Source organism: Laspinema sp. D2d (assembly GCF_025370755.1).
In the GTDB taxonomy this organism is placed as follows: domain Bacteria; phylum Cyanobacteriota; class Cyanobacteriia; order Cyanobacteriales; family Laspinemataceae; genus Laspinema.
In genome coordinates this window covers 1-24,740 of sequence record NZ_JAMXFC010000054.1, presented here as the reverse complement: position 1 = coordinate 24,740, position 24,740 = coordinate 1, and the positions used below count along the sequence as shown (strand labels likewise).

The 24,740-nt window shown below is 46.1% G+C and carries 23 protein-coding genes; 13 read left to right on the top strand and 10 right to left on the bottom strand.

Annotation, left to right across the window (positions count from 1 at the left end):
• Position 1 precedes the first annotated feature (1 nt).
• A complete protein-coding gene (locus tag NG796_RS24460; RefSeq protein WP_261209893.1) occupies positions 2–841 on the top strand; it encodes an FkbM family methyltransferase in 840 nt (279 codons plus the stop codon).
• Positions 842–906: 65 nt separating this feature from the next.
• On the opposite strand, the gene NG796_RS24455 is transcribed toward NG796_RS24460, so the two are convergent.
• The gene (locus NG796_RS24455) at positions 907–1,716 is read right to left on the bottom strand and encodes a glycosyltransferase family 2 protein (protein WP_261209891.1); all 810 of its coding nucleotides are present in this window, start codon (positions 1,714–1,716) and stop codon (positions 907–909) included.
• Between the two features lie 155 nt (positions 1,717–1,871).
• Between NG796_RS24455 and cobA the strand changes: the two genes are divergently transcribed.
• Positions 1,872–3,482: a uroporphyrinogen-III C-methyltransferase gene (cobA, locus tag NG796_RS24450; RefSeq protein ID WP_261209889.1), complete on the top strand. Its 1,611-nt coding sequence runs from the start codon at positions 1,872–1,874 to the stop codon at positions 3,480–3,482.
• A gap of 79 nt (positions 3,483–3,561) precedes the next feature.
• Here cobA and NG796_RS24445 read toward each other — a convergent pair whose 3' ends face one another.
• On the bottom strand, positions 3,562–3,744 hold the full coding sequence (locus NG796_RS24445) for a hypothetical protein (protein WP_254567169.1): 183 nt from the start codon (positions 3,742–3,744) through the stop codon (positions 3,562–3,564).
• Between the two features lie 282 nt (positions 3,745–4,026).
• Positions 4,027–4,263 carry a hypothetical protein gene (locus tag NG796_RS24440; protein ID WP_261209886.1) on the bottom strand — a complete coding sequence of 79 codons (237 nt, stop codon included), beginning with the start codon at positions 4,261–4,263 and terminating at the stop codon, positions 4,027–4,029.
• Between the two features lie 89 nt (positions 4,264–4,352).
• Here NG796_RS24440 and NG796_RS24435 point away from each other — a divergent pair, with 89 nt between their 5' ends.
• The 3 genes from NG796_RS24435 (at position 4,353) to NG796_RS24425 (ending at position 7,270) form a co-directional block, all read left to right on the top strand.
• Positions 4,353–4,988: an S-layer homology domain-containing protein gene (locus NG796_RS24435; protein WP_261209884.1), complete on the top strand. Its 636-nt coding sequence runs from the start codon at positions 4,353–4,355 to the stop codon at positions 4,986–4,988.
• Positions 4,989–5,171: 183 nt separating this feature from the next.
• A complete protein-coding gene (coaE, locus tag NG796_RS24430) occupies positions 5,172–5,780 on the top strand; it encodes a dephospho-CoA kinase (RefSeq protein WP_261209882.1) in 609 nt (202 codons plus the stop codon).
• 47 nt (positions 5,781–5,827) lie between these two features.
• Complete coding sequence (locus NG796_RS24425; protein ID WP_261209881.1) at positions 5,828–7,270, top strand: hypothetical protein; 1,443 nt, start codon at positions 5,828–5,830, stop codon at positions 7,268–7,270.
• Positions 7,271–7,510: 240 nt separating this feature from the next.
• Here the strand turns inward: NG796_RS24425 and NG796_RS24420 are convergent, their stop codons facing one another.
• Positions 7,511–8,908 (bottom strand): TldD/PmbA family protein, encoded by a 1,398-nt coding sequence (locus NG796_RS24420; RefSeq protein ID WP_261209880.1) that lies wholly within the window; start codon positions 8,906–8,908, stop codon positions 7,511–7,513.
• Between the two features lie 348 nt (positions 8,909–9,256).
• On the opposite strand from NG796_RS24420, the gene NG796_RS24415 reads away from it, so the two are divergent.
• Positions 9,257–11,053: a sensor histidine kinase gene (locus tag NG796_RS24415; protein WP_261209879.1), complete on the top strand. Its 1,797-nt coding sequence runs from the start codon at positions 9,257–9,259 to the stop codon at positions 11,051–11,053.
• A gap of 97 nt (positions 11,054–11,150) precedes the next feature.
• Here the strand turns inward: NG796_RS24415 and NG796_RS24410 are convergent, their stop codons facing one another.
• The 3 genes from NG796_RS24410 to NG796_RS24400 form a co-directional block, all read right to left on the bottom strand.
• Complete coding sequence (locus tag NG796_RS24410) at positions 11,151–12,845, bottom strand: ATP-binding protein (protein ID WP_261209878.1); 1,695 nt, start codon at positions 12,843–12,845, stop codon at positions 11,151–11,153.
• Between the two features lie 628 nt (positions 12,846–13,473).
• Entirely contained in the window at positions 13,474–14,967 is a 1,494-nt protein-coding gene (locus NG796_RS24405; protein ID WP_261209877.1) for a UDP-N-acetylmuramoyl-L-alanyl-D-glutamate--2,6-diaminopimelate ligase, read from the bottom strand.
• A gap of 98 nt (positions 14,968–15,065) precedes the next feature.
• A complete protein-coding gene (locus tag NG796_RS24400) occupies positions 15,066–15,365 on the bottom strand; it encodes a glutaredoxin family protein (RefSeq protein ID WP_261209875.1) in 300 nt (99 codons plus the stop codon).
• A gap of 402 nt (positions 15,366–15,767) precedes the next feature.
• Between NG796_RS24400 and cysH the strand changes: the two genes are divergently transcribed.
• The gene (gene cysH, locus NG796_RS24395; RefSeq protein WP_261209873.1) at positions 15,768–16,502 is read left to right on the top strand and encodes a phosphoadenosine phosphosulfate reductase; all 735 of its coding nucleotides are present in this window, start codon (positions 15,768–15,770) and stop codon (positions 16,500–16,502) included.
• A 121-nt stretch (positions 16,503–16,623) separates the two neighbouring features.
• Entirely contained in the window at positions 16,624–17,931 is a 1,308-nt protein-coding gene (sbcD, locus tag NG796_RS24390; protein WP_261209871.1) for an exonuclease subunit SbcD, read from the top strand.
• Between the two features lie 112 nt (positions 17,932–18,043).
• On the opposite strand, the gene NG796_RS24385 is transcribed toward sbcD, so the two are convergent.
• On the bottom strand, positions 18,044–19,015 hold the full coding sequence (locus NG796_RS24385; RefSeq protein WP_261209870.1) for an aldo/keto reductase: 972 nt from the start codon (positions 19,013–19,015) through the stop codon (positions 18,044–18,046).
• Positions 19,016–19,309: 294 nt separating this feature from the next.
• On the opposite strand from NG796_RS24385, the gene NG796_RS24380 reads away from it, so the two are divergent.
• Together NG796_RS24380 and NG796_RS24375 are read left to right on the top strand one after the other, a co-directional pair.
• Positions 19,310–19,627, top strand: a complete 318-nt coding sequence (locus NG796_RS24380; protein WP_261209869.1) for a hypothetical protein — start codon at positions 19,310–19,312, stop codon at positions 19,625–19,627.
• A gap of 137 nt (positions 19,628–19,764) precedes the next feature.
• Positions 19,765–19,989, top strand: a complete 225-nt coding sequence (locus NG796_RS24375; RefSeq protein WP_261209868.1) for a hypothetical protein — start codon at positions 19,765–19,767, stop codon at positions 19,987–19,989.
• A 362-nt stretch (positions 19,990–20,351) separates the two neighbouring features.
• Here NG796_RS24375 and NG796_RS24370 read toward each other — a convergent pair whose 3' ends face one another.
• A complete protein-coding gene (locus NG796_RS24370) occupies positions 20,352–21,143 on the bottom strand; it encodes a chemotaxis protein CheB (RefSeq protein ID WP_261209867.1) in 792 nt (263 codons plus the stop codon).
• Between the two features lie 140 nt (positions 21,144–21,283).
• On the opposite strand from NG796_RS24370, the gene NG796_RS24365 reads away from it, so the two are divergent.
• Positions 21,284–22,003 carry a hypothetical protein gene (locus NG796_RS24365; protein ID WP_261209866.1) on the top strand — a complete coding sequence of 240 codons (720 nt, stop codon included), beginning with the start codon at positions 21,284–21,286 and terminating at the stop codon, positions 22,001–22,003.
• Here NG796_RS24365 and NG796_RS24360 read toward each other — a convergent pair.
• Positions 21,971–23,044, bottom strand: a complete 1,074-nt coding sequence (locus NG796_RS24360) for an IS630 family transposase (protein ID WP_261209865.1) — start codon at positions 23,042–23,044, stop codon at positions 21,971–21,973. The genes NG796_RS24365 and NG796_RS24360 overlap by 33 nt on opposite strands.
• Before the next feature lie 53 nt (positions 23,045–23,097).
• On the opposite strand from NG796_RS24360, the gene NG796_RS24355 reads away from it, so the two are divergent.
• Both NG796_RS24355 and NG796_RS24350 read left to right on the top strand, forming a co-directional pair.
• Complete coding sequence (locus tag NG796_RS24355; RefSeq protein WP_261209864.1) at positions 23,098–23,775, top strand: transposase; 678 nt, start codon at positions 23,098–23,100, stop codon at positions 23,773–23,775.
• A gap of 279 nt (positions 23,776–24,054) precedes the next feature.
• Positions 24,055–24,624 carry an ISAs1 family transposase gene (locus NG796_RS24350; protein WP_317619353.1) on the top strand — a complete coding sequence of 190 codons (570 nt, stop codon included), beginning with the start codon at positions 24,055–24,057 and terminating at the stop codon, positions 24,622–24,624.
• Positions 24,625–24,740 lie beyond the last annotated feature (116 nt).

Here is a 24,740-nt window from a genome sequence, read left to right as displayed (position 1 = left end):
CATGACTCAAACTCTCCCCCAATCTTCTAGCAAAAAACCTGTTGATCTATTAGTTCGACTGAATCAGGAATATCACAAGCTGCATCTAAATTTGGATATTTCCAAATACAGTCAAAAAATCATGTGGCACTATTTTTCCCAGGGGAAATTCTATGAACCCGAAGAATCTAAATTTTTAGAACGAGTGTTGAAACCTGGGGATACTTTTATTGATATTGGTGCACATATTGGCTATTACTCCCTCCTCGCGGCAATTCTAGTCGGAGAAACAGGCAGAGTAATGAGCATTGAACCGGATAAAACTAATATCAACTGGATTCAAGACCATATTACCTTAAATCAATTCCCCCAAATACAGGTAATTCCCACCGTATTGGGTTCAGAAACGAAACCTGTAGAGTTCTTCTATAATGCTGATAATGATGGGGGACACGCATTATGGGATGTGGGACTGCATGAATTTAATAAAATCAGTCGCAGTTACCGGCAAACTTCCACTCTATCCATGACAACCCTTGATGAAGTTGTCCGAGACAAAGGATTAACTGGGGTTAAATTAATTAAAATCGACACCGAAGGGGCTGAATATCAGGTTTTACAAGGTTCCTTAAAAACCCTTACCACCTATCAGGTCCCCTACATCATCGCCGAAATCAATCGCTTCGCCTTAAACAAAATGGGAACCAATGAAAAACAGTTACGAGAGTTCATGGCATCCCTAGGATACAGTCCCTATTTATTAAGAAGCGAGTCCCCCCACTGGGTGAAATTATCCCCGGATCAATATTACAAGTCGGACTATGTTTTTAACTTGGTATTTGCTTTAAGGGATGAACTCTAAAATGCTGTTGTTTCCCGTTGGTAGTAACGATTTTAGTCATTACTACCAACATCGGAAAATTAATCTTAGTCTCGGCGATCGAAGATAGTGGATTTGCCGGGGACCATTAACTCGGCGGGGTAGAGGAAAACTTGTCCTTGCATGACTGCGGCAATCCGTCTGGCATCGGTTTCTCGATAGGGAACGGTTCTGCAATATAAATCCATGTCTCGATAGACTGCTGGTTTTAATTTCTTGTCGGCAGAAACTTGTTTATGCTGATAGGTTTCATCGATTTCTGCTTTACCATATCCCCAGTGTAAATGTTCCGTGAGAATATCGGGAATGTAGTGCAATCTGCCGACTCGTTTGGCAAGTTCCCAAATCCACATATCATCATAGAGGCATTCAAATAATCCCGTTGTAAAATAGCCCAAAGTTTGACACCATTTGCGGGAAACGATGGGAAAGGTACAGAGTTTTTCTTGCCAATGTCCCTCGTTGAACCACATACAAAAAATTTCATCGGGATATTTCTGGGTTTCGATATCAAGGCGATCGTCCCACCCGAAATCGTTGTAGGTTTGGTCATCGGCTGCCATAATTAGGAGGTTACCTTCGCAGCGACTGGCGAGTTCATTCCATGCTTTGGAAATGCCGATCGCCTCTCCTAATAAAAACCCACAGCGCCGAAATCGGTCTAATTTTGGTTTATGGGTTTTAAACACCTCCAAATATTCAGATTGTTTCCGATCGTCATCATCCACATAAAATAGGAGTTCGACTCGTTGGGGTTGAGATGCCGTGTTTAACACGCTCAAAGCTAGTCGTAATGCCTGTTCCGGACGTCCTCGCGTGGGACAGAGGAGGGAGATGGTTTGCTGGGAGGTTGACATGGTTTCAGCTAATTTTCGATGAAGCACTCTTGATCGAAAATACTATATGAATTGGAGTTTAGTCAGGGTTGAGGGGAGAATTGCGACAAAAGGCAGCAGTGCCACCGCAATCAGGGTAAGATACCTTCTGAGGATGTCAAAAGGGACGAGGAATTGTGACTCAAACAGGGGGAATCGTCTATTTAGTGGGTGCAGGACCCGGTGATGCTGCGTATTTAACGGTGCGATCGCGGCAATTGTTGGCAGAAGCGGAGGCGATCGTGTATGATGCCCTGATTGATGAGCAGTTGTTGCAATTGGCTCCTGCCGGTTGTCAACGGATCCATGTCGGCAAACGCGGTGGACAACCCAGTTGGCAACAGGGGGATATCGATCGCCTCTTGGTAGCGCAATGTCAGCAAGGCAAGCGGGTAGTACGTCTTAAAAGTGGAGACCCCTTTATTTTCGGACGCTGTACGGAGGAAATCCAGGCATTGAAGGCGGCAAGATGTGCTTATGAAGTCATCCCCGGCATTTCTTCGGCGTTAGCGGGACCCTTACTTGCCGGAATTCCCCTCACTGATCCGGTGATGAGTCACTCGTTTACCGTGGTGACGGGACATGATTGCGATCGCCTCGACTGGGAAACCCTGGCGCGAATGCCGACGGTTGTCATCTTAATGGGAACTCGGCAACTGGATGAAATCCTGCGGCAGTTGCTGCAACAAGGCAAATCCCCACAAACTCCCATTGCTATTATTCGCGCTTGTGGCACCAGTCGGCAGTTTGTTTGGACTGGGACCTTCGCCGATATCCGCGATCGCACCCGAGGGGAATCTCTCTCTCCTGCGGTGATGGTGATTGGCGAAGTGGTCAAATTACGCGACTATTTGCTTCCGGAGTCCCCCTCTCGTCGTCCACTCTCTCCCGATTCTGCTGACCCTGTTTCCATGTCTAACTATTCATCTCACGCTGCCAATTCTTCCCCTAATTCTGCCTCGGGTTTAACGGGAAAAACCGTGCTCGTTACGCGATCGGCAGGACAATCCAGTACCTTTACTGAAATGCTAACCGATGCCGGTGCAATGGCGATCGAAATGCCTGCGTTAGAAATTCGTCCTCCCTCCAGTTGGGAGTCTCTGGATAGTGCGATCGCCCGAATTTCAGAGTTTGACTGGTTAATTCTCACCTCTGCCAATGCCGTCGATTACTTCTGCGATCGCCTCCTTGCCATAGGAAAAGATACCCGAATCCTGGCAGGGGTTAAAATTGCAGTGGTTGGCAAAAAAACTGCTGCCACCTTACAACAGCGGAGTTTGACAGCGGATTATATTCCCCCTGATTTTGTTGCCGATTCCCTGGTAGAACAATTTCCCGAGGATGTATCGGGACAAAAAATCTTGTTTCCTCGGGTGGAAACCGGGGGACGAGAGGTATTGGTTGCGGAGTTTACGACTCAAGGTGCGATTGTGGAAGAAGTTGCCGCTTATGAGTCCGGTTGTCCTGATGCGATCGCGCCGGAAGCATGGAATGCACTGCAACAGAGGCGCATTGATATCGTCACCTTTGCCAGTTCAAAAACCGTGCGAAACTTTTGTCAGCTACTCGATCGCGAATCCCGCAGTGGCGATCGTCCTTGGCAAAGCTTATTACATAACGTGCGAATTGCTTCAATTGGTCCGCAAACGTCAAAAACCTGTTATGAATTACTGGGAAGAGTTGATGTGGAAGCTCAGGAATATACTCTCGACGGCTTGCTACAAGCCTTACTCTCTAACAACTGGTGAGAGGATTCCTTGATCCTTTGCAGATAAAAAGCCGGTTTCTGTCAAACCGGGGTTGAGAAAAATGCCCTGATGGTCTGGATTAGCTTAGCACTCTAAACCAACCTCGTCTCACGCTGTGCATTAAGCGTTTGATCATCCGTCTCTCTTCTTGAGAGAGGTTAGACTCGGGTAATGCGTTTAAGAGTACCCAATCGTGGAAACTGATTTGCTGAGAGAGAGAAGCATTGATGAACATATCGCGGACGGTTGCTGTAACTTGCATAATCTTTTACCTGAACTCTATGCTTACTATTCTGTCGCTCATCTCTGGAAAAATCATCGGTGGAATCGCTCGATCTAACTCAGTAAAATTACGGAACTTTCTCTGTACGTGAAACTACGGAGGTTGAGACGGGTGGGTTCCGGGATGGTTCCCTAAAGATTGTGGCTTCAATTAGGCTCTCAGGCATGATCTCATCGTAGCCTAGAGACTCGGCTGGGAATCCTCTGAGTTGGAGAGATAGAGGATGAGGCATCACGGCTGGATTTAATTGTATCCTAGTTTTCAAAAGAGTTCAAGCTCAACCCCAAACTTTTTTTTCAGGGAAGCCCCAGACCCCACCCTCGGATAGTACCGACGACTCCCTTGCCTTGCGCCCCAGGCGATCGGATAATAGAACATCGTCCCTTGAGCAGCGCCATCGTAGCAGAAAATCCTTATCGAGTCAAACCCCCGTTGTAGTTCTATCCCATAGCGCTGTTTAGGGAGGTGAGGGACCTCATATAGAGCGATCAATACCATCCATACCAGACTCTATCACACCTGGATTCCTGACCCTTGATACAAAGCGCGCTCAACCCTAACCGTTTTGAGAGAACTATCCCCCTGCTATGAAGAAACTTTTAACCGTCATTTCCGCCACCTTACTGCTGCAAAGCCTGATCATTTCCGTGCAAGCACAACAATCCCTTAATCCCATTCAAATTGTCCTTGAATCTGGGTTAATGACTCCCTATTCTGACGGGGAATTTCATCCGGAACGCGGAGTTGTGCGGGCCGAACTTGCTTCAATTCTCGTCAAAACCTTTCAACTAGACCAACGCAATACAGTCACGAGTCAAAATCAACCCATTTCCGATGTTCCGCCCTCACACTGGGCCTATAAAGACATTGAAATCGCCCTAAAAACCGGGATTATGAAAGGCGATTTAACCGGCAGATTTCATCCCAATCAATCCGTAACTCGCGCCGAAGGATTTGCCATTTTTGCCCAAGCTTTTGGAGTTTTAATGCTCAATGATACCGAGGTAAATCGCATTTTAACCTCCTATCGAGATGGCTATCAAACCCCAGATTGGGCTAGACAAGCCTTAGCTACAGCTATTTTTGAAGAATTAGTTAATGTTAGCAACAATAACGACCTGAATCCCTTACAACCCATGACTCGTGCAGATATGGCTTATGCCTTAAGTCAATATTTAGCCAAGCAAGGCAATCCTGGCACGATTCCAGACATCCCTAACTAATCGACCTCTTACAAAAAAAGGATTGATCCCCCAACCCTTCTTATTAAGGGGGGCTTCTTAGAATTTTGCCCGAAGTATAACATCTTGAATCTTCCTAGTAACGACTCAAGTTGCTTCTTAAACTATTAGCTAATGACTAAAGCTGTTACTAGGAATATTTTTTATTTGGACGTAGGGTTGAGCATGGTAAATAAACGTCAAATTGGATTAACAGGTGGAATTGCTACAGGTAAAACTACTGTTTCTAATTATTTGAAGAATCATCACCACTTACCTGTATTTGATGCGGATATTTATGCGCGGAAAGCGGTGCAGATTGGTTCAGAAGTGTTAAATCAAATTGTAAAGCGGTATGGGAGTTCGTTGCTACTGCCCGATCGCAGTCTGAATCGCCAGAAGCTAGGGGAGATTGTGTTTACTCAACCCCCGGAAAAACAGTGGTTAGAGGAACAAATCCATCCCCAAGTACGCGATCGCTTCCTTCGAGAAATTGCAGCTTTGCCAGAACAGTCTACCGCAGTATTAGTGATTCCGTTGTTGTTTGAAGCACAAATGACGGATTTAGTTACAGAAATTTGGGTGGTATCTTGTCCTGGCGATCGCCAGATTCAGCGATTGATGGAACGCGATGGATTGACCCGAGAACAAGCTCAGGCTAGAATTAATAGCCAAATGCCCTTAGCTGAAAAGTGTGTTCAGGCGGATGTCATCTTAGATAATTCCTCAACGATAGAACACCTCATCCAACAGATAGATGTCGCTTTGATGTCAGATAGAGACAATAGGAACTAAACCCCAACCGGGATAGTTTTACTTCTAACTTAATCTCTGTCTTGAAAATGGAAACCCTAAAAACTGCCAACCCAGAAAGTCTACCGAATACCCGGGGACCGATTGACTGGTTTAAAAAATTTATGGCGATTCTCGCCGTTATCAATTTGCTGTTAGTCGGGTTCGATTCCTCATATATTCCCCTGCGTGATATTTATTTTCACCAAGTCCCCTCCGTTGTGAGCACCTATGATAAACTTAAAGGGATTGAGCCCCATCCTGAAACTGAAAAATACCTGGCAACCGTCCATCAATTAATCCGGGAACTCCAACAGCCTCAAAGTTCCCTGGAAACGCCCCAGGTGGAGAATTTGCTAGAATCTTTACGCCATGAAAGCGAGGGAATGCTCAAGGAAAACCCCTTTATGGCTGCGGGTAAGTTCGGCACGTTTGCCAAAATTCAAAGGCGAATGCGTCAGCATTTGGGGACCGAGTATGCTTCTGAAGCGTTTCAAACCTTTTGGACTTCGAGTTATTTAAGTAGCCATAATTTAAGTCAAGAATTAAACTTTTTTCAAAATCAGATAAACCCTTTAATTGCCAGTAATTATTTCCGAAATATCAATGAAATTGGGCAAGTCGTTGATGAATTCTGGCGAATTGATATTTTATTTATGTGTCTATTTGGACTAGAATTCCTACTGCATACCTTCTTTATTCATCGCCGGATTACGGGCTTACGCTGGATCGATGCGATGTTACGACGCTGGTATGATGTTTTATTGTTTTTACCGTTTTGGCGAGGGTTGCGGGTGATTCCAGTTGCCGTGAGGCTGCAACAGAGTCAATTGGTTAATTTCGATCGCATCATAGTCCAGATGACCCATGAACCGGCGGCTAAACTCGCCGATCGCCTGTCGCGATTTGTGATGGTTCGCTTTATCAATCAAGCACAAGACTCCATTCGAGAGGGCACTGCCGCCCAATCCTTGTTGAATCCCGAACCCGCGATCGACTTGAATGATGTGAATGAAATTGAAGTCATTACCGACAGACTCCTAGAATTAACCATCTACAAAGTTTTGCCGCAAATTAAGCCAGAATTAGAAGCCGTTTTGCATCATAGTATAGAAGGTGCATTTAAAGATTCTGCGGTTTATCAAAGCCTTAAAGCTGTTCCGGGGCTCGGGAATTTGCCGCGAGATTTTACCGAACAGATGGCTTCTAATTTAGCACAAACTACGGTAACCGTTTTGGAAACCTCTTATGCTGATGTAGAAGGGCGACTGCTATTTGATCGCCTCAGTCAGGAGTTCAATAAAGCCTTTCGACAAGCTTTAGGCGATCGGCAAACCCAAGAAGAAATACAAGTCTTACTCACCGATTTTCTTGAAGAATTAAAACTTAATTATGTGGTAAAATCTAGCCATAGCGACCCCGAAGCAACCCTGGCGGAAATGGAAAACCTTTACCAATCAGAAGTCCCGCCTTCCCTCCCCTCACTTCAGTAAGTAAAGGCTGTCTCAGAATCTCTATGGTTGGTTTTTAGTTTCGGGGTACAGTAGAGGTTAGAAACCGGATTTCTTTACAAACTTTCTGTCAATTTTTCCCAAATCTCGGCTAGAAACCCGGTTTCTTCTCCTGGCATTGGTCATTAAACTTCTGGCAAAATTCTTTAAAGCCCCCCTTAAAAAGGGGGGTTGAGGGGATCAATCCGGATTTTTGCAAGAGGTCTATTAAACTGGAAAAACCTACGCCGACTCGCCCCCTACGACGACATTGCGAATTCGCAGACTGGGACCGCCACAGCCTACAGGTAACCCATTTTGTCCACCTTTGCCGCAACCGCCAGATTCATCCCAATAGAAATCATCCCCGATCGCCTCAATATCCGCTAAGGTACTAAACACATTCCCCGAAAGGGTGACATCTCGCACAGGTTCAGCTAATTGACCATTTCTAATCATCCAAGCTTCCCCAGCACTGAAGGTAAACATTTCCCCATTCGTCATTCCTCCCAGCCAATTGCGGGCATAAACCCCTTCTTTAATATCCGTAAATAAATCCTGAACCGGAGTCTTTCCCCGTTCAATCCAAGTATTCGTCATACGGACAATGGGAGGATAATGATAATTCAAACAGCGGGCATTTCCTGTGGCAGTTTCCTCTAATTTCCCCGCAGTTTCTCGGGAATGGAGGCGTCCGACGAGTACCCCATCTTTAATCAACTGAGTTGTTGTGGCAGGTGTTCCTTCATCATCATAAAGATAACTTCCGCGATGACCCGGAGGGGCCGCACCATCAAAGATTTGTAACTCTTCAGGACCAAACCGGCGTCCCAGGGTCATCACTTCCAACAAATCGGGGTTTTCATACGCCATATCAGCTTCAGAAAGATGTCCAAAGGCTTCATGAACGAACAATCCCGACAGAATGGGGTCAATTACAACTTGGTAGGTGTTCCCTTTCACCGAAGGCAGGGAGAGGGCTTCTACCGCTCTTTGGGCGGCCCCTCGCACTTGGGAATCAAGCTGGATTAAATCTTCATAAGCTTTCCGAGATCCGGTGGTTTCTCGTCCCGTTTGGACCGTTTCCCCATTCCGTGCAGTGGCGGCAAAGCGCATTTCCATATCTACCCAAGACTGTTCTAGGATTGTTCCTTCTGAGGTGAACAGGAGGATGCGTTGAGCACTGTCACTGTAACGAACCGAGGTGGTGGTGATGCGCGGGTCAACTTGTCGGAGGATATCCGTATAGCGATCGCACAATCTCTTTTTGTCGATAATCGGAATCTTTCTCGGGTCAGTGCCGGTGAGTAACAGTTCACAGGTAATTTGTACCGGGTCCACGGGGGCTAAAATGGTTTCTTCATCCCCGACTAATCGCGCAGCAGCGATCGCTTCTTCGATTCGTTCTGCCAGTCCTGCTAGTTGATTAAAACTAGCAAAGCCCCAACCCCCCTGATAGCAAGCGCGGACTTGTCCCCCAATCGAGACTCCCTCACTTAGGGTTTCAATCTTTTCACCCCTCAAAAAGATATCGGTGCCTTCCGCTTCTTCTAGGCGAATTGCTAAATAATCAACCCGGGAGGCGTAACGAGCAATCAGTTCAGCTAATAGGTTTTTCGCATCAGCGAGCAAAGTAGACATGGTTGAGGGCGAGTTCCAACGCAAATGATTGATATGTTCTACTATAGCTGTCCTCACTGATTACAGACCAACCGGGTGGGGTTTTACCCAGAAGGGGGCGATCGCCCCCTTCTGGGTAAAACCGATTCGGGATCAAGGGGGTGACCCGGCCTATTTTCTGCGGGGATTGCGACTGATTTGTTCGGTTCTACGAATGTTTTTATGGGGAAGATCCAGATAGGCTAGTAGTATCTTGTTTTCAGTTGAATTTAGATTAAAGCGTTTGTAGCAAGTTTTAAATTACAAATTCTTGCTCAATTATTGAAAATTAAGGATTTGAACCAGTGAACTGTAGAGGGGGATATTTCCGTGTACAAGTGGGTCTTACCAACGATTAGCGAGGTTTTAGCACAGGCGGGGAGAACCGACAATTCCTTGGACCTAGAGAGAGGGTTGACTGGGGAAGATCCGGGCGATCGCAATGGGACCACGACCCACCGGGATGCGGCAACGGTTTGGTTGCGCCGAATTCGGGCCGATCGCCAATGGCAAGGGGCAGTTGCCTCCCTGAGTGACCTCCTCGATGGCGAACTCGCCAAGAATGACCCCGATACCCGCCATTCCTTCTCTAGCAAAGGGTTAGTTTTATCCGGTCCCGTCCCGGTTTTAACTCAATCCACCCACTTAGAACAGTTCTCAACCTGGACCTTTGCTGGGGTGCAGCAGTCTAGCGCCTGGTTACCCTCCTCCCCGTTCCCCCCGACCCCAGATAGCGGTTTTGATGCCTCCAACCCAACAGTTTTACCCCTACTTACCGGGGACCCCCTGGCCCGAGAACAATTTTGTTTGGTCTTGACAGCGCGGTTTAGTCTCGTCATGGTGGTGGGATTAAACCCCCAGGGACAACCGGCATTTCAGTTTTCCTTTGATCCAGAGGAGATCGCCTTAGTCTGGCAAGGATTGCGATCGCGTCTGCTACCCTTCAAAAATCAGGCCGCTATTTCCACCTTAGATCAGCAGTTCCAACGGTTTCAACCCTGCACCCCAGACTACAAAATTGTCTGTCAGTTTACCCAACAGCTTTTGGACTATCTCCCCGAACCCGTAGAACTCGATCGCGAAATGCTGGATGAAATGGAAGCATTCGCGGCAGATTGGACCGGGTGGGGTTCCTCCATGCGGGCCTTACCTCAATCTGGTGGGGATTGTCCCAATGGTGAGGCGGAAATTTGTTGGGAAGTATCCCGTCCCGAGGGGAATTCTCGGGTTTCAACCGCTGGGGAACGGAGAACGGCCCTGAGTAATCCAGACCCAGGGACTGCCAAAACCCTGCGATCAAAGGGGAGAAAGGCTGTGGGAACCGTCTCTGCCACAACGGCTAATCCGCGCCAACCGGAGATCGACCCGCCTTTAGATGACCTGCGGGATGCAGCGAGTAAGAACGTCCGCAACCAATCTCCGGCGTTGGATGTGGAATTATTACAGGCGATCGCCCACGAAGTTAGAACGCCTTTAGCCACCATCCGCACCCTCACCCGACTCCTACTCAAACGCCGCCATCTCGATGCCGAGATTATCAAACGTTTAGAAGCGATTGATCGTGAATGTAGCGAACAAATTGACCGCTTTGGGTTATTTTTCCGGGCAGTGGAATTGGAAACCACCAAGGATGCTCACGCGCCAGTGCACCTCACTTCCACCTCCCTCACCCATGTTTTAAATAGTTGTATCCCGCGCTGGGAAAAACAAGCCAGCCGACGCAACCTCACCTTAGATGTGATTCTGCCTCAAAAAATGCCCTCAGTGGTCAGTGACCCCTCCTTGTTGGATCAAGTCCTCACCGGGGCGATCGATAACTTCACCTCTACCTTACCCGCCGGAGGCAAACTCCGAGTTGAAATTTCCCTCGCCGGACATCAGTTGAAGGTAGAACTCCACTCCCAAACCCATGCCTGCTCTAATTCCGAACCTTCGGTTTCGGGGACTCAGGCCCTCAAATCTCTCGGTCAAATGTTGATGTTTCAGCCAGAAACCGGCAACCTCAGCCTAAATCTGAGCGTGACTAAAAACCTCTTTCAAGCCCTAGGAGGTAAACTAATTGTCCGTAACCGTCACCAACATGGACAAGTGCTGACAATCTTTTTACCCTTAGAAATGCGGGGATAATTGATAATTGATAATGGATAATGGATAATTGATAATTGATAATGGACAAGGATGAAGGATGATGGATGAAGTTTTTTCAACCTTCATCCTTCATCCTCTACCAATCCCCTTCGCTTTCGTTGTAAACGGGTAATAAAATGCTAAATACCGAACCCCGTCCGAATCGGCTTTTGACCGTAATTGACCCTCCGGAATGGAGTAAAAGCTGTTGGACAATGGTTAAGCCCAGTCCGGCTCCTTCCATGTCGTCATTAATCGCTTGACGACCTCGATAAAAGGCTTCAAAAACTTTAGGAATTTCCCCCGGTGGAATGCCGATACCCGTGTCGCGAAATTCTAGTTGAACATAATCGCCTTGTTGCTTGGAACGAACCCAAACTTCCCCACTGGACCCGGTGAATTTAATCGCATTTTGAAGCAAATTAATCACAATTTTTTTCAGCCATTCCCGGGTGCACATGACGGGGGGTAACGTGCTGCGGAGGGTGTAGGCGAGGAGTACCCCTTTTTCCTGGGCGATCGGTTGATAGGTACTCACAATTCCGGGGACAAGTTCTCCCAAGCGGATGCCCTCCATTTTCGCTTTATCCACCTCGCTTTCTAGGCGCACCAGTTCTAGGAATCCTTCGATTAAAGCATTTTGCCGATCGCAAGACTGATGCAAGAGCGCACTATATCGGTCTCGTTGGGCTGGTTTCAGTTTAGGTGAATCCAGCAAGCTCAAAGCCGTTTTCATATTCGTTAATGGCGTGCGCAGTTCCTGTCCAATCTTATTCAGAAACTCATCTTTAAACTCTAATGCATCCAGCAGTTCTTGATTTTGTCGTCGCAATGCGGCCAGTTCTCCCTCCCCGGCCAGTTCTTGTTCCTGTTGTTCCAGTCGCTGGAGTTGCTTACTAAATAAATGTCCTAATAACAAAGGGTCCGGTTTGGGCAGTTCCAAATGACCAAAAGCCATGTCCCAATTGGCGAGTAAATTCTCGCAAATTCGCCCGGATGTCTCGATCGGGTAGGGATTTTCATCAGAAATGGGACAACTCTGGCACCGCCCTTTACTCACCGATATTTTTAATCCATCGAAGACCTGTTGAATCGTTTGTTGATCGAGGGAATAAAGAGCAACTAAGGTTTTATTTTTGTAAGATTCTCGATGAGAAGGGGATTCGACTCCCTTTGATTGAGCGGGACTGGCTAAAATTGCCACAGATAATTCTGGGGACAAGACAATCAGAAAATATTCATCGTTCAGTTTGCTATTAAGCATTAACTGAATAGAGCATAAGGGTAAGGTAGTTTTGGTCGGCATGAAGATTGTTCCCTCATCGCTAATCAGGGAATTCTCATCAATACCGCAGGTTAAAGGTGCACTGTAGGGGGGACTGTGACGACGGAGGTGATGCTCTAAGTTGTTGTGTCTATCCGGCGATCGCTGCTGAAAAAAGCTGTATCGCTGTCGGGAATATAACTCGTTTGTCCCTCCGGTTCCTCGGTCTGTTTCTATCTTTTCATCGCGAATCTTTTCACTCTCCTCATCCGGCCTGGGGTTGAGGATATAGACCGGATTTGTGCCACCGAGCAAATGTCGATAGCGATCAAGGTCTGCCTGCCAGTTGCACCAATCCGGAAGCTTCACCCACAACGTAGCTGGGATTTTTTGTTCGATCAGCAGGTCAAATACACCGCCCACCATGCCCTTAAAAGATGGGTAGGAAACTTGCAAGGGATGAGGCGGCGCGATCGCACTGAGGGCGCAATCATAAAGAGACACATCCTGAGCTGTTGATAAATTCATCTTCATTGAAGTGTCCGCGAGTTGGCAAATCCCTGAACTTCACCCAGGGGAGGAAATCCGACGCCAGCAATGTAATGCACTTCCCGGTTTTAGGTGGATGTTGCAAAGTGAACATCACCCCTACAAACGTGGGAATCAGGACATTGGCCTAAACGTCACTTTTGTTTAGGTTTCTAGCAATTTTTAAGGGTTCGAGCCATCCTCTATTTTAATTGAAACACCCTGAGTATTCAGATAGCTTCGCACCCCTAGTCGATTGACCTAGCTCAATTACCGCTCTCCATCTCCTCCCTCTATTGGCAAAAGATCGAGTTGGGTATAAAAAACCCGGTCTCCTAAAACCCTCTTAAGTCTTTTTATCTTCCCTCAATCCGGGAAGATCGTTATTTGGATGACTAAGGGTAATTCTATTTTAAAGTTAAAATCCTAGATTTTGCATTGGTAATCCTACGCAAAAAGCGCCCTATTATCAGGCGCTTTAAACAGTCAATCCACTTCCAGTCCCCTTATTAGACGTCGTGGGGAAGGCTTTCGGACTGACTCGACTCCAATGCAGCAAAAAGTAGAGTTTCGCTGCATTGTTGCCAAAAATCACCTAACCCGGTCCCTCTCCTGGTCTGAGGAACGGTTAAACCACAGCAGCAAACCGTTGATTTAACGCCTCCCGCGCTTGCTCTCGGTCATCAAAATGGATTTTTTCGGTCCCGAGAATTTGATAGTCTTCATGGCCCTTACCGGCAATCACCACTCCATCACCGGGTTTTGCTTCCAGGATGGCAGTCCGAATCGCGGTAGCCCGATCGCCAATTACTCGCGCTGAGATATTCTCCGGAATCCCTGCCGCTACATCTTTTAAAATCTGTTCCGGGTCTTCAGTCCGGGGATTATCCGAAGTCACCACCACCACATCGGCCAGTTCTGCGGCAATTTTACCCATAATCGGACGCTTGGTGCGATCGCGATCGCCCCCGCAACCAAACACACAGATTAATTTCCCCGAAATAAAAGGTCGCGTCGCCTTCAGCACATTTTCCAAACTATCCGGCGTATGCGCATAATCCACGATCGCGCTAATATCCTGGTCGGGTTTAATCAGGACCTGTTCCATCCGTCCGGGTACTCCCGGAAATTCCGGCAACACCGCCACAATCTCTGCCAAGGGAATCCCAAAATGCAGGGCCGCCCCCACCGCCGCCAGCATATTTTCCACATTATATTGTCCCACCAAAGGCAAGGAAAACTCTGCCTCACCCATCGGCGTATGCAGCATCCCCTTCACTCCTGCCGGTTCATACTGGATATCACTCGTCCATAAATCAGCCTGGGAATTGTGGGTGCTATAACCCCACAACTTATCCCCACTCAATCGTTCCGCCAAGCGCTGTCCATAACTATCATCAATATTCACCACCGCACGACCGGCCAAATATTCCGCACTAAACAGCTTGGCTTTGGCCTCGAAGTAATCCTCCATCGTTTCATGAAAATCGAGGTGGTCCTGGGTCAAATTCGTAAAAATCCCCACTTGAAACGGCAACCCCTGCACCCGTCCTTGGGCCAAAGAATGGGAACTGACTTCCATCACGCCAAATTCACATCCCGCCTGGACTGCATCACTTAATTGATGATTTAGGTCCACCGCAAACGGGGTCGTATGGGCCGCCACCTGTTCAAATCCCGGCCACCGGACATACAAGGTCCCGAGAAGGGCCGTGGGTTTTTGGACTTTCTGAAGAATAAACTCGACTAAATGGGTGGTGGTGGTTTTGCCATTGGTCCCAGTTACCCCAATTAAATTGAGTGTTTTCCCCGGTTGCCCATAAAAAGCAGCCGCAACTTGGGCACAAGCAGCGGTCATATCTGCCACCGGAATCACCACCGCATCGGATTGGGGCGGGTGTTTTTGAGCGGCTTGGGGACTGACTAAGGCTGCCACTGCACCCGCTGCGATCGCCGAGGGCCAAAAGTCACCGCCATCCACACGGGTTCCCGGCATTCCAATAAATAGATCCCCAGGTTGGCACGCATGGGAATTGGTACTTAAACCCGTGACCTCGATTTCCAGCGCCTCCTTGTCAAGGGTCTCTAACAGAATGCTGGGTAATAACGCTTTGAGCTTCATCGTTTTAATTCCTCACACGCGATTGGGCGATCGTTCATCCAAGAGACAGGTTAACAGGGAGGACTCCCCCTGCCCTCTCGTCTTGCATTATTTTTCGCCTATTGTGAATCATTTTTCGGAAAGTATTGCTGTAACATTTGCTGCACTTGCTGCACCGAGGCCCGAGGAGAGGGCCTTGGCAAGGGTTCCTCTGTTGGCGGAATTTCCGAGTCTGCTGGGTCCGGGTCAATCACCCGACAAAGGACGGGGATTTCATATTGATAGGCGGCGAACCAATCGGCCTCGGTGGTAATGTCGCGCACCTCTAGCTCAAAGTTCAAGTCCCGAATCTGTTCTAGTTTTTCCTGCAACCCCTCGCAGAGGTGGCAATCCGGCTTTCCGTACAAGATTAATCGCATTACCTATTTACTCCAGACCCCAACGGTGCTTATTTTAGGGGAAAGCAAGCCTGAATCATCCACTGGAGTTAATGCAGTGATCCTATCCAAATTAGGGTATAATTTTTATGGCACTTAAGTCTAAATACTTAAGTCTTAATCTGAAGCTACCTTATAGACATCCCGGGGTTAAGGAGGCACATTTGAGGGCATCCCCTCTATTCCTTTTGGTAATTTCATAAAACTTTACAAAGTAATGTAAGCCTTTGGGAGTAGGGATTGCAAGCCCTTAGATAGAAGCAAGTACACCGCTAAACTCCTCCTTTAGAAATAAAATACTTATTCCCGACCAAGTTAGGGGTGTTTTAGGCTATGATTGATTTTGGAAACCCTTAAATGACTTACTAAAGTAAAGAAACGAGCATGGTCAACTCAGTGCAGGCACCAACCAAATCCACCACCAGTCTCGACCTGGATGAACTCAACGAACGATTTGAGTCATCCCATCCCCAAGAGATTCTGGCTTGGTGCGTCAACAATTTTCCTACAGGGCTTGTGCAAAGCACGGCATTTGGAGCCAGCGGCATGGTCGTTATGGACCTCCTCTACCGTGAACTGAAATCCAATCCCCCGGTGCCTGTTCTGTTTCTCGACACCTTGCACCACTTTGCCGAAACCCTGGAATTGGTAGAACGCTCTAAGCAACATTACAACTTAGATTTGCATATCTACAAAAACCCAGAAGCCAGCGATCGCCAAGAGTTTGCCAAACGTTATGGCACTGCCTTGTGGCATAGCAACGTTGAACAATTCCACTATCTCACGAAAGTGGAACCCCTGAAACGCGGCTTGGAAGAACTCAATGTCGTCGCTTGGATCACCGGACGTCGCCGGGACCAATCCAGTTCTCGCGCTCAAATGCCCATCTTTGAACGGGATAACGAAGGACGCATCAAAGTTAATCCCTTAGCCAACTGGACCCGGAAAGAAACCTGGGGTTACATCATGAAGCATGGTGTCCCTTACAACAGCCTGCATGATCAAGGATATGGCAGCATTGGGGATGAACCCCTGACGACTCCCGTGGGTGCAGGCGAACATGAACGCGCCGGACGCTGGCGGGGTTCGGCTAAAAGCGAATGCGGCATTCATATCTAACGGGTAGTTAAGAGTCCTAAGTCTTTTGTCCTCGGGTTTGAAGCAAGGCGACTGCGCCAGTCTGTGCAAGTTAGAAGAAACAAAGCACAATAGACAAAGGACTTCGGACTAATAACAACCCATGATTAAAATTCTGCATCTTTCAGATATCCATATCGGCAGTGGGTTTTCCCACGGACGAGTTAATCCAGCCACGGGCTTGAATACGCGATTAGAAGATTTTGTCAGCACCTTGAGTCGCTGTATTGATCGCGCCATTACCGAACCCGTGGATTTAGTTTTGTTTGGCGGGGATGCCTTTCCCGATGCCACCCCACCTCCGTTTGTCCAAGAAGCATTTGCGCGTCAATTTCATCGGTTAGTCCAGGCAAATATCCCCACAGTTTTGCTCGTCGGCAACCATGATCAACATTCTCAAGGACAAGGGGGAGCAAGTTTATCGATTTATCGCACGTTGGGAGTCCCCGGTTTTATCGTCGGTGATAGCCTCACGACTCATCGCATAGAAACTGCCAAAGGTCCGGTGCAAATTATTACGTTACCTTGGGTTACCCGTTCTACCTTAATGACGCGATCGCAAACCGAGGGGATTTCTCTTTCGGATGTAAATCAGTTATTAATTGACCGTCTGCGCGTTGTCTTAGAAGGGGAAGTCCGCAAACTAGACGAAACAGTACCCACGGTCCTGCTGGCCCATTTAATGGCCGATCGCGCCGAATTAGGGGCGGAACGGTTTCTAGCAGTCGGCAAGGGGTTTACGATTCCCATTTCCCTATTAATTCGCCCTGAGTTTGATTATGTAGCTTTGGGTCATGTTCACCGTCACCAGAACCTGAATCCCACCAATAATCCGCCAGTAATTTATCCCGGGAGTATTGAACGGGTGGATTTTAGTGAGCAGAAGGAAGATAAAGGGTATGTGATAGTAGAGTTAGAACGGGGACAGGCGAAGTGGGAATTTTGTCCGTTGGTTGTGCGATCGTTTAAGACGATTAAGGTAGATGTATCGGAAGCGGAGAATCCCCAAGAGAAGATTTTAAAGGCAGTCGGTAAACAGGAGATTGAGGATGCAGTAGTGAGACTGATTTATCAATTGCGATCGCACCAAATTGATTTAATTGATAACACCGTCATTCATGCAGCCTTAAGCATCGCACATAACTACACCATTCAACCCGAACTCGTCAGCCAACTCGCCAGACCCCGAGTTCCCGAACTGAATGCAGGCGCTGGAATTGACCCGTTAAGTGCCTTACAAACCTATTTAGACAATCGAGAAGGATTAGAAGATATCAAAACCGATTTGTTAGAAGCAGCGGAGGGTTTATTGGCCGGAGATGAACAGATGTGGCAGTTTTCCTCAACAGGTGAAGATGGGGAACCGAGGGAGGCGATCGATGATGCGTCAGTTCAACTCAAATTGCTTTAAAATGACTTGACCAAATTCCCTGAAGGTGATAAATTGATGGCCGATTTAGGAGGGATCTACCCTTGCACTAAAATTAAGGACCGGGAAAGTTATTTAAGATTTTGCCTTGATTTTAAGTGGTTTGAAAGATATTTTGCACCATTGTTTTATTAGAATTCGCCGCCACTTGATCCAGTTGCAGCACTTCTCCGGCATCCAAACTCCAACCCAGAGCACCGAGATTTTGCTGTGCCTGTTCCACACTTTTTGCCCCGGGAATGGGAATCATGCCTTTGCAGATGCACCAATTGATGGCAACCTGGGACATGGTTTTATTGCGGTCCGAGGCAATTGCTTTCAAACAGTCTAACAAGGGCCTAATTTTAGGTAAAATACTCCGAAACAGGAACCCGCGAATTCCTGGAGGGAAGGGACCGTTTTCTGAGTATTTTCCCGTTAATAATCCCAAGGCGAGGGGACTATAGGCAATCAGTTGAATTCCCAGGCGATCGCAGACTTCTTTGAGTCCCAAGGTAGTCACGGGATAGGTAGACAACAGAGAGTATTGGACTTGCAGGGTAGCAATGGGAACTCCGCGATCGCTAAACTTTTGATAAATGCGTTCCAGGCGTTTGGGACCGTAATTGGACAAACCGACTCCCTTCACCAACCCGCGATCGTATAAATCCGCCAATCCATCCAACAACGACCATTCCTGCCAAGGCGCATAATTCGCCGTAGACCAATGCATCTGCACCAAATCCAGCCGTCCCAACCGCTGCGCCGACCCTTCCCCAGCAGACACCATCGATCGCCGAGTCAACCGCCAAGGATAAGGCGCTAACTTGGTCGCTATACAAATTTTATCCGCATTCGGACCCTGATACTCCTGAGCAAAGCGCCCCAACAGCGTCTCACTCCGACCATTCAGCTTGCCAGTCCCATAAGAATCTCCCGTATCGAATAACGTCACCCCATTCTCGACACACAGATTAAACACCGCTTGTAATTCCGTATCCATACTGGGTTCATATCCCCATAAAAGCCGGTTACCCCAAGCCCAAGTACCGCAGCCCATAAGTGGAAGAGAGAGAGTCGTTGCCATAGTCACAGGTGATCAATGAATTGAATCGGGTCTATCTTACAATAGGGCGCGCCCAGACAATACAGTTTTTTGTCATTGGTCGTTGGTCATTTGTCATTGGTCGTTGGTTCTTGGTCATTTTTGGCAGTGGGGTGATGATGACTTTGGGATAGTTGCGATCGCTCTGAGGTTGGGAACGAGCGCCCGCTTCTTCATTTAAAGGAGCCAGCATATTTTCAATGAGGTTTTGCTCTCTTTTTCTTAGACGCCAGTTAAAATAATAAATAAACCATGCCCAGTGGAGGCTAATCCCTGATGAGAAAAATATCTGAAAATCGCCAAGCGCGTCTAGGCCGAGTCTTTCCAGACCCCCGACGTTCCCCAGAAGAACTCGCCCAACGCAAAGCAGAAATGCAAGCCTTAATGAAGCGGTGTGATGAAATTTTCGAGGCGGCTAAACCCAAACTAATCGACGACTATTACGACTGGTTTATGGTCATAGAACCCGAAAGTGGCGACTATTTTATCGACAAAGATGACCAGGTGGTAGAACAGAAAGCTGATGAAAAATACCCGAATGCCCGGTGTGTAGTTTACTGCATTAATGAAACCGGAGCCTGTTATCGAGCATGATTAGTGGAGAGTTTAACCATAAGGGAGAATAAGTATTTGAAATTGCTTTAGTTGCTGCCGATGAAACTGATTGGCCTGTTCAAGTAATTCTTGATACGGGGTTTAATGATTAGCTGCTGATTAATAACGAAGATGCAGTGAATTTAGATTGGTTGCAAAAGCGGAAACCTAGAAAGGCTAACACCGCAGCCGGGACAGTATTTTTTACGGTCTACAAGGGAATTGTCCTAATGGATGGAGAGGAGTTCATCATTCCTGTTTTGGGGGGAGATGAAATTGAAAATATTCTCTTGGGGGTGCGTTGGTTGCAATTAAAACGACTGGTTGCCGATTATTCTGCTGGAATTTTGACTTTGGATTAAGGTGCGATCTCCCCTGAAAGCTCCAAGAAAAGAAACCGGGTTTCTCTGGTGGATATTATCGTTAACTTTGGAGTAAAAAAAAGAAACCCGGTTTCTGAAACCCCAGGGATAACCAAAAAACTGGGTTTCTGTTGTGAATATTCTTGTAGGGTTTTAGCGAAATCGCGCTGTATTTTTTCAGGAAATTGGTTGCAGATTGTTAATTTAAGTCGGGTCTGTAGAGGCGATCGTCCTTGGGGGGTAGAGGACAAGGGCGATCGGCCCTATAGCCAAACTAACTTACTTCTTGACAATCGCGACTTGTGGAGGGTTAATTAACTGATCGCGTGATTGAAATCTGCTAAAGTACGAGTGATGTTGCCCTAACGGATAGAGTCTAGCCATTGTATTAAACTCATAACCTCGCTATTTCCTTTTATTGATATTTTTTGATGTGGTGAATTTTTGTCTAGTGTTAGTGCTGTATGTGGCATTGAGCAAGTCGTTTTTCCTCTTTTTGGATGCAAACATTCACCTGGATTCTGAACTGCTGTGGCTCCACCTTTATTTTTAATTTCTTTTAACCCATATGCCCCATCTCCACCAAGTCCACATAAAATTAGACCAGCGATTTTTACGTCTTTTATTTTTGTTGTTACATCTGCAAGTTCCTTCATGAATTTATCGATATAAGGCATTGTATCGAAACTTCTCTCTTTACCACCTGCATCACATCGTTTGTTTTCAAACCATTGATCGTATTTTTCAAAAGAAGATTGTGGTTCTAATACTTGAAGCATTACCTGACCGTTTTTCTCGATACAATCAGCAGATCGCCAGTCTTCCTCATTTTCTTCTGCCGGTAGTACCTTTGACGGATCTGGCAAAATGTACACATTATTTTTATGGATTAAATGATCGCCTACTTGTTCTAAAAACTTAATATTAATTCCATGCGACTCCTTCTGGATTTTATCCTTACTTATTTGAGTTTCTGCTGGCTTGTAGCTTATTTTAAAATAATCATGATTAACGAATATAACTGCCCATTTTTGTAAAAATTTAGTTTCAATTAAAGCATCCTTAATTTTTTCAATTGTACCTTTATTCAAAGTAGACCCACCAATACATAGAATTTTCTGGACTGCTTTTCCTTCATTTTTGGAGATAGACATTTCTTGAAACTCTTGGTATTCTGTACAACTTTATAGAGTCAAAATGTTTTAGATATTATCGTAAAATATCTAGGCCGATGGGTGACAACTTAAGGCTAGAGTGTAATTGTCAAGCTAGTTTCGCGCCTGAGTTTGATGGAATGAGTCGTCCTCGCAAAAACAACCCAGATCATACTCGCCGCCACAATATGCCAGCCCCAAGTAGCGAGGCGATTGAAGCCCACCTGAGCGACTTGTTGAAGCCTGTGGTTCACGAGCAATTGAAATACTATCGCCAGTTGGGGCTGCGCCAACGAATTTTGGGGCTTCCTCTAATGGTGGGAGCCGTGTTGAGCCTGTTATGGCGTCAAATCCCGAGTGTTCGAGAACTGGGACGGACCTTAGCTCGGGAAGATTTACTGTGGTGCCGAGCGGTTAAGGTAACGCAACAAGCTCTCTGCAAGAGATTTTTAGAATTTCCGGCATCTATGTTTGAGCAGGTTCTCTGGGCTTTGGTGGAGGAGTTAAAGCGACGTTGGGCGAATCGTGTTGTTCGCCCGTTACCTTCGAGCGTGGCTTGGACTTTTCAACGGTTTGAACACATTTGGATCGTCGATGGTTCGACCCTGGAGGCCCTGTTTCGTAAACTTAAAAGTTTACAAGAGCAACCCATAGCTTTAGCTGGAAAAATCTACACGATAGTAGATATGGCAAGCCATTTACCTGTGGCAATCCGATTTGAAGAAAATCCTAATGTGGCAGATATGAATCAATGGGAGTGGTTGCATTCAACTTTACCGAAAGGGGGTTTATTATACGGAATCCGGGATTCAAAGGTCACAAACAAATCAGGCATAAGTAAGCCAATGATAGTTGGTTAAATTCCGAATTTCCTCTTGCATACTTTCTTGCAAAATTTGACAGCGTTCTATCAGGGCTTTTTCTAAATCATCTAGGCTGTCAAAACAAGTGTTAACTAATGGCTCATCTACTAATTTCCACAAGCGTTCAGCGGGTTGCAGTTCTGGAGAATAGGGGGGAAGAGGCTCAACCACCATCCCTTTAGGCAAGCAAACTTTGTCACTCATATGCCATCCGGCTCTATCTTGAACTAACAAAATAATCTTTTCTTCAGATGCTCCAACTTCTGCGGCAAAAGCCTCAAATACTAAATTCAACCACTCTACATTAACCCGAGGAATTAAATACCAACAGGTTTGGCCAGTTGAAGGCTTGACCAATCCATAAACATATAACCATTCATATCTATGATTCACAATGGCAATTGGTCTTTCACCCTTTAAAGACCAAACTTTAGATAGAATCGGTTTTAACCCGACTCTATGTTCATCAAAAAACCAAACTTCCACTTGAGCATTTGGATATTTTTCTTGGAGAGCCTTGACTTTAAGGGGTAGGTCCTCCTTGAATTCTTGTTGTTGAATCGGACATCCTTTTTTATGTTTTGGTCTGGGCTTTTGCCATGAGTACCCGAGCTTTTTTAAATACTCCCACCCCCTTTGATCATGAATTTTTGTCCGTCCCGTTTCTTTTTCCATCCATCGAGCTACTTTAGGGCCAGTCCACAGCCCTTTGTCTTGGGGTTTTTGTTTTAATGTTTCTTTTAATCGATTTAGCTGTTCTGTATTCAATAAGCGGTTACCCCCTCCTTTACCCTGAGAATTTTTCGGACGCTGATTTGGAACCGTTTCTTCTCCTATTTCATTATATTTTCTGATAAAGCGTCGGGCATAATCATAATTTAAGCCCACTGCCCATGCGCTGTCTTTGCACGACCACCCCTGAGACACTTTCCATAGTAGATGCCAGCGTCTAACTTCTACCGGATCTTTTGCTTTCCTGTATCTATCCTGGAGTTCCTCACTCGAAAGATGAGGAACTAGCTCAAGTTTTTTAGGCATAAATCTTTCCCTCTAATTTTTCAGTTATTATAGCAGATGTTTGAACCTCGGATTTGGTATTAATTTTTGATCGGGGCTTTTACGATTTTACTGAATTTGCTGCCCTAGTCAAAGCCGGTAGCGCTTGGATTACCAGGCTGAAGAAAGGCACCTATCAGGTCCAGAAAACTTTTAGCCAGAGTGCTAATCTGGTTGACCAATTAGTTCTGCTGGGGCATAAAAGAGGAAAGGCCAAACAGATTACCGTGCGTCTAATACAAGTGCGTCATGGCAAAAGTTGGTATAGCTATATTACTTCGGTGCTTGAGCCTGATGACTTACCACCCTATGTGGTGGCTGATTTGTATTGCCGTCGTTGGGAGATTGAAACGGCATTTTTTTTGGTTAAACGATTGCTGAATCTGGCTTATATCTGGACAGGTTCTATTAATGGGGTCAAGTTGCAAATCTGGGCGACCTGGCTGTTCTATGCGGTGTTGCTTGACCTGGCTGATGATGTAGCTGATTCTCTCGAATTGCCCACCGAACGGATTTCTTTAGAGATGCTATTTCGGGGGTTCTATCATTTCACTGTGGCATCAACGAAGGGCAATAATCAGTCCTTGGTTGAGTATTTTTGTGACCCTCGGAATCAGGATCTCGGCATTGTCAAAACTTTACGAAAAAGCAAGGGCTATAAAAAGCTAGACCTCTCTCCTTTTCCCGGCTTGACTTTTGTCCCCTCTTCTTAAGTTGTCACCAATCATCTAGGCCCTATCAATACTTTTTCATAAATCTACCTTACCTATGATTATGGATTTTTCATAAAACCTCCAATTCCCTTGACTCCTTAATATTTAACTCTAACATTCCATCGCCTACTTCATTCGGTGTTACCCCCCAGGGTAAGCTCATCTAATTTGGTATAAATTGTACTTGACAAAAAGACAATCATAGGGTGTACACCATTTAATGATGGGCAATTCTATAATGTCTAAAATAGTAAGTCGGCAACGCTTAGGTAAAACTCTATGGATAAAGGATTTGCACCAATTCAGGCTACGTCTAAATCAAAGTCAGGGCTGAACAACAACCAACCTCTTTCCTTGGAAAAGTTACAAGGGAGCTTGTCACATTATTTTGATGACGTACCGGATCCTAGGGTAAACCGAACCAAACGCCACTTAATTAAAGATATTATTGTGATTGCGCTCCTCTCTACAATAGCTGGAGGTGATGGATGGGAGGACATGGAAAATTATGGCCTCAGCAAACAACAATGGTTAAAAGAATTTTTAGAGTTACCGAATGGTATTCCCAGTGATGATACGTTTAGAAGGGTGTTTGAAAAGTTGGAACCCGAAATTTTAGAACAAAAATTAACTTTATGGATTCAGCAATTAATTGGGCCAGTTATTCAACAAGTTATTCCCATTGATGGAAAAACACTTAGAGGATCTTATGACCGAGAAAATGGGATAAAAAACTTACATTTAGTTACAGTTTGGGCCACTGAAAATCGCTTGGTACTCGGACAGGTTAAGGTTGAAGGTCATTCTAATAAAATCATAGCTATTCGGTGCCCTCTTAGAATTAATTGATATCACCGGAGCGTCCATTGTAATAGTCGCTCTGGGGAATCAAACTGAAATAATTCGGCTAATTCATCAAAAAAATGCCAATTATGTGGTCACCTTAAAAAGTAATCATCCCACTC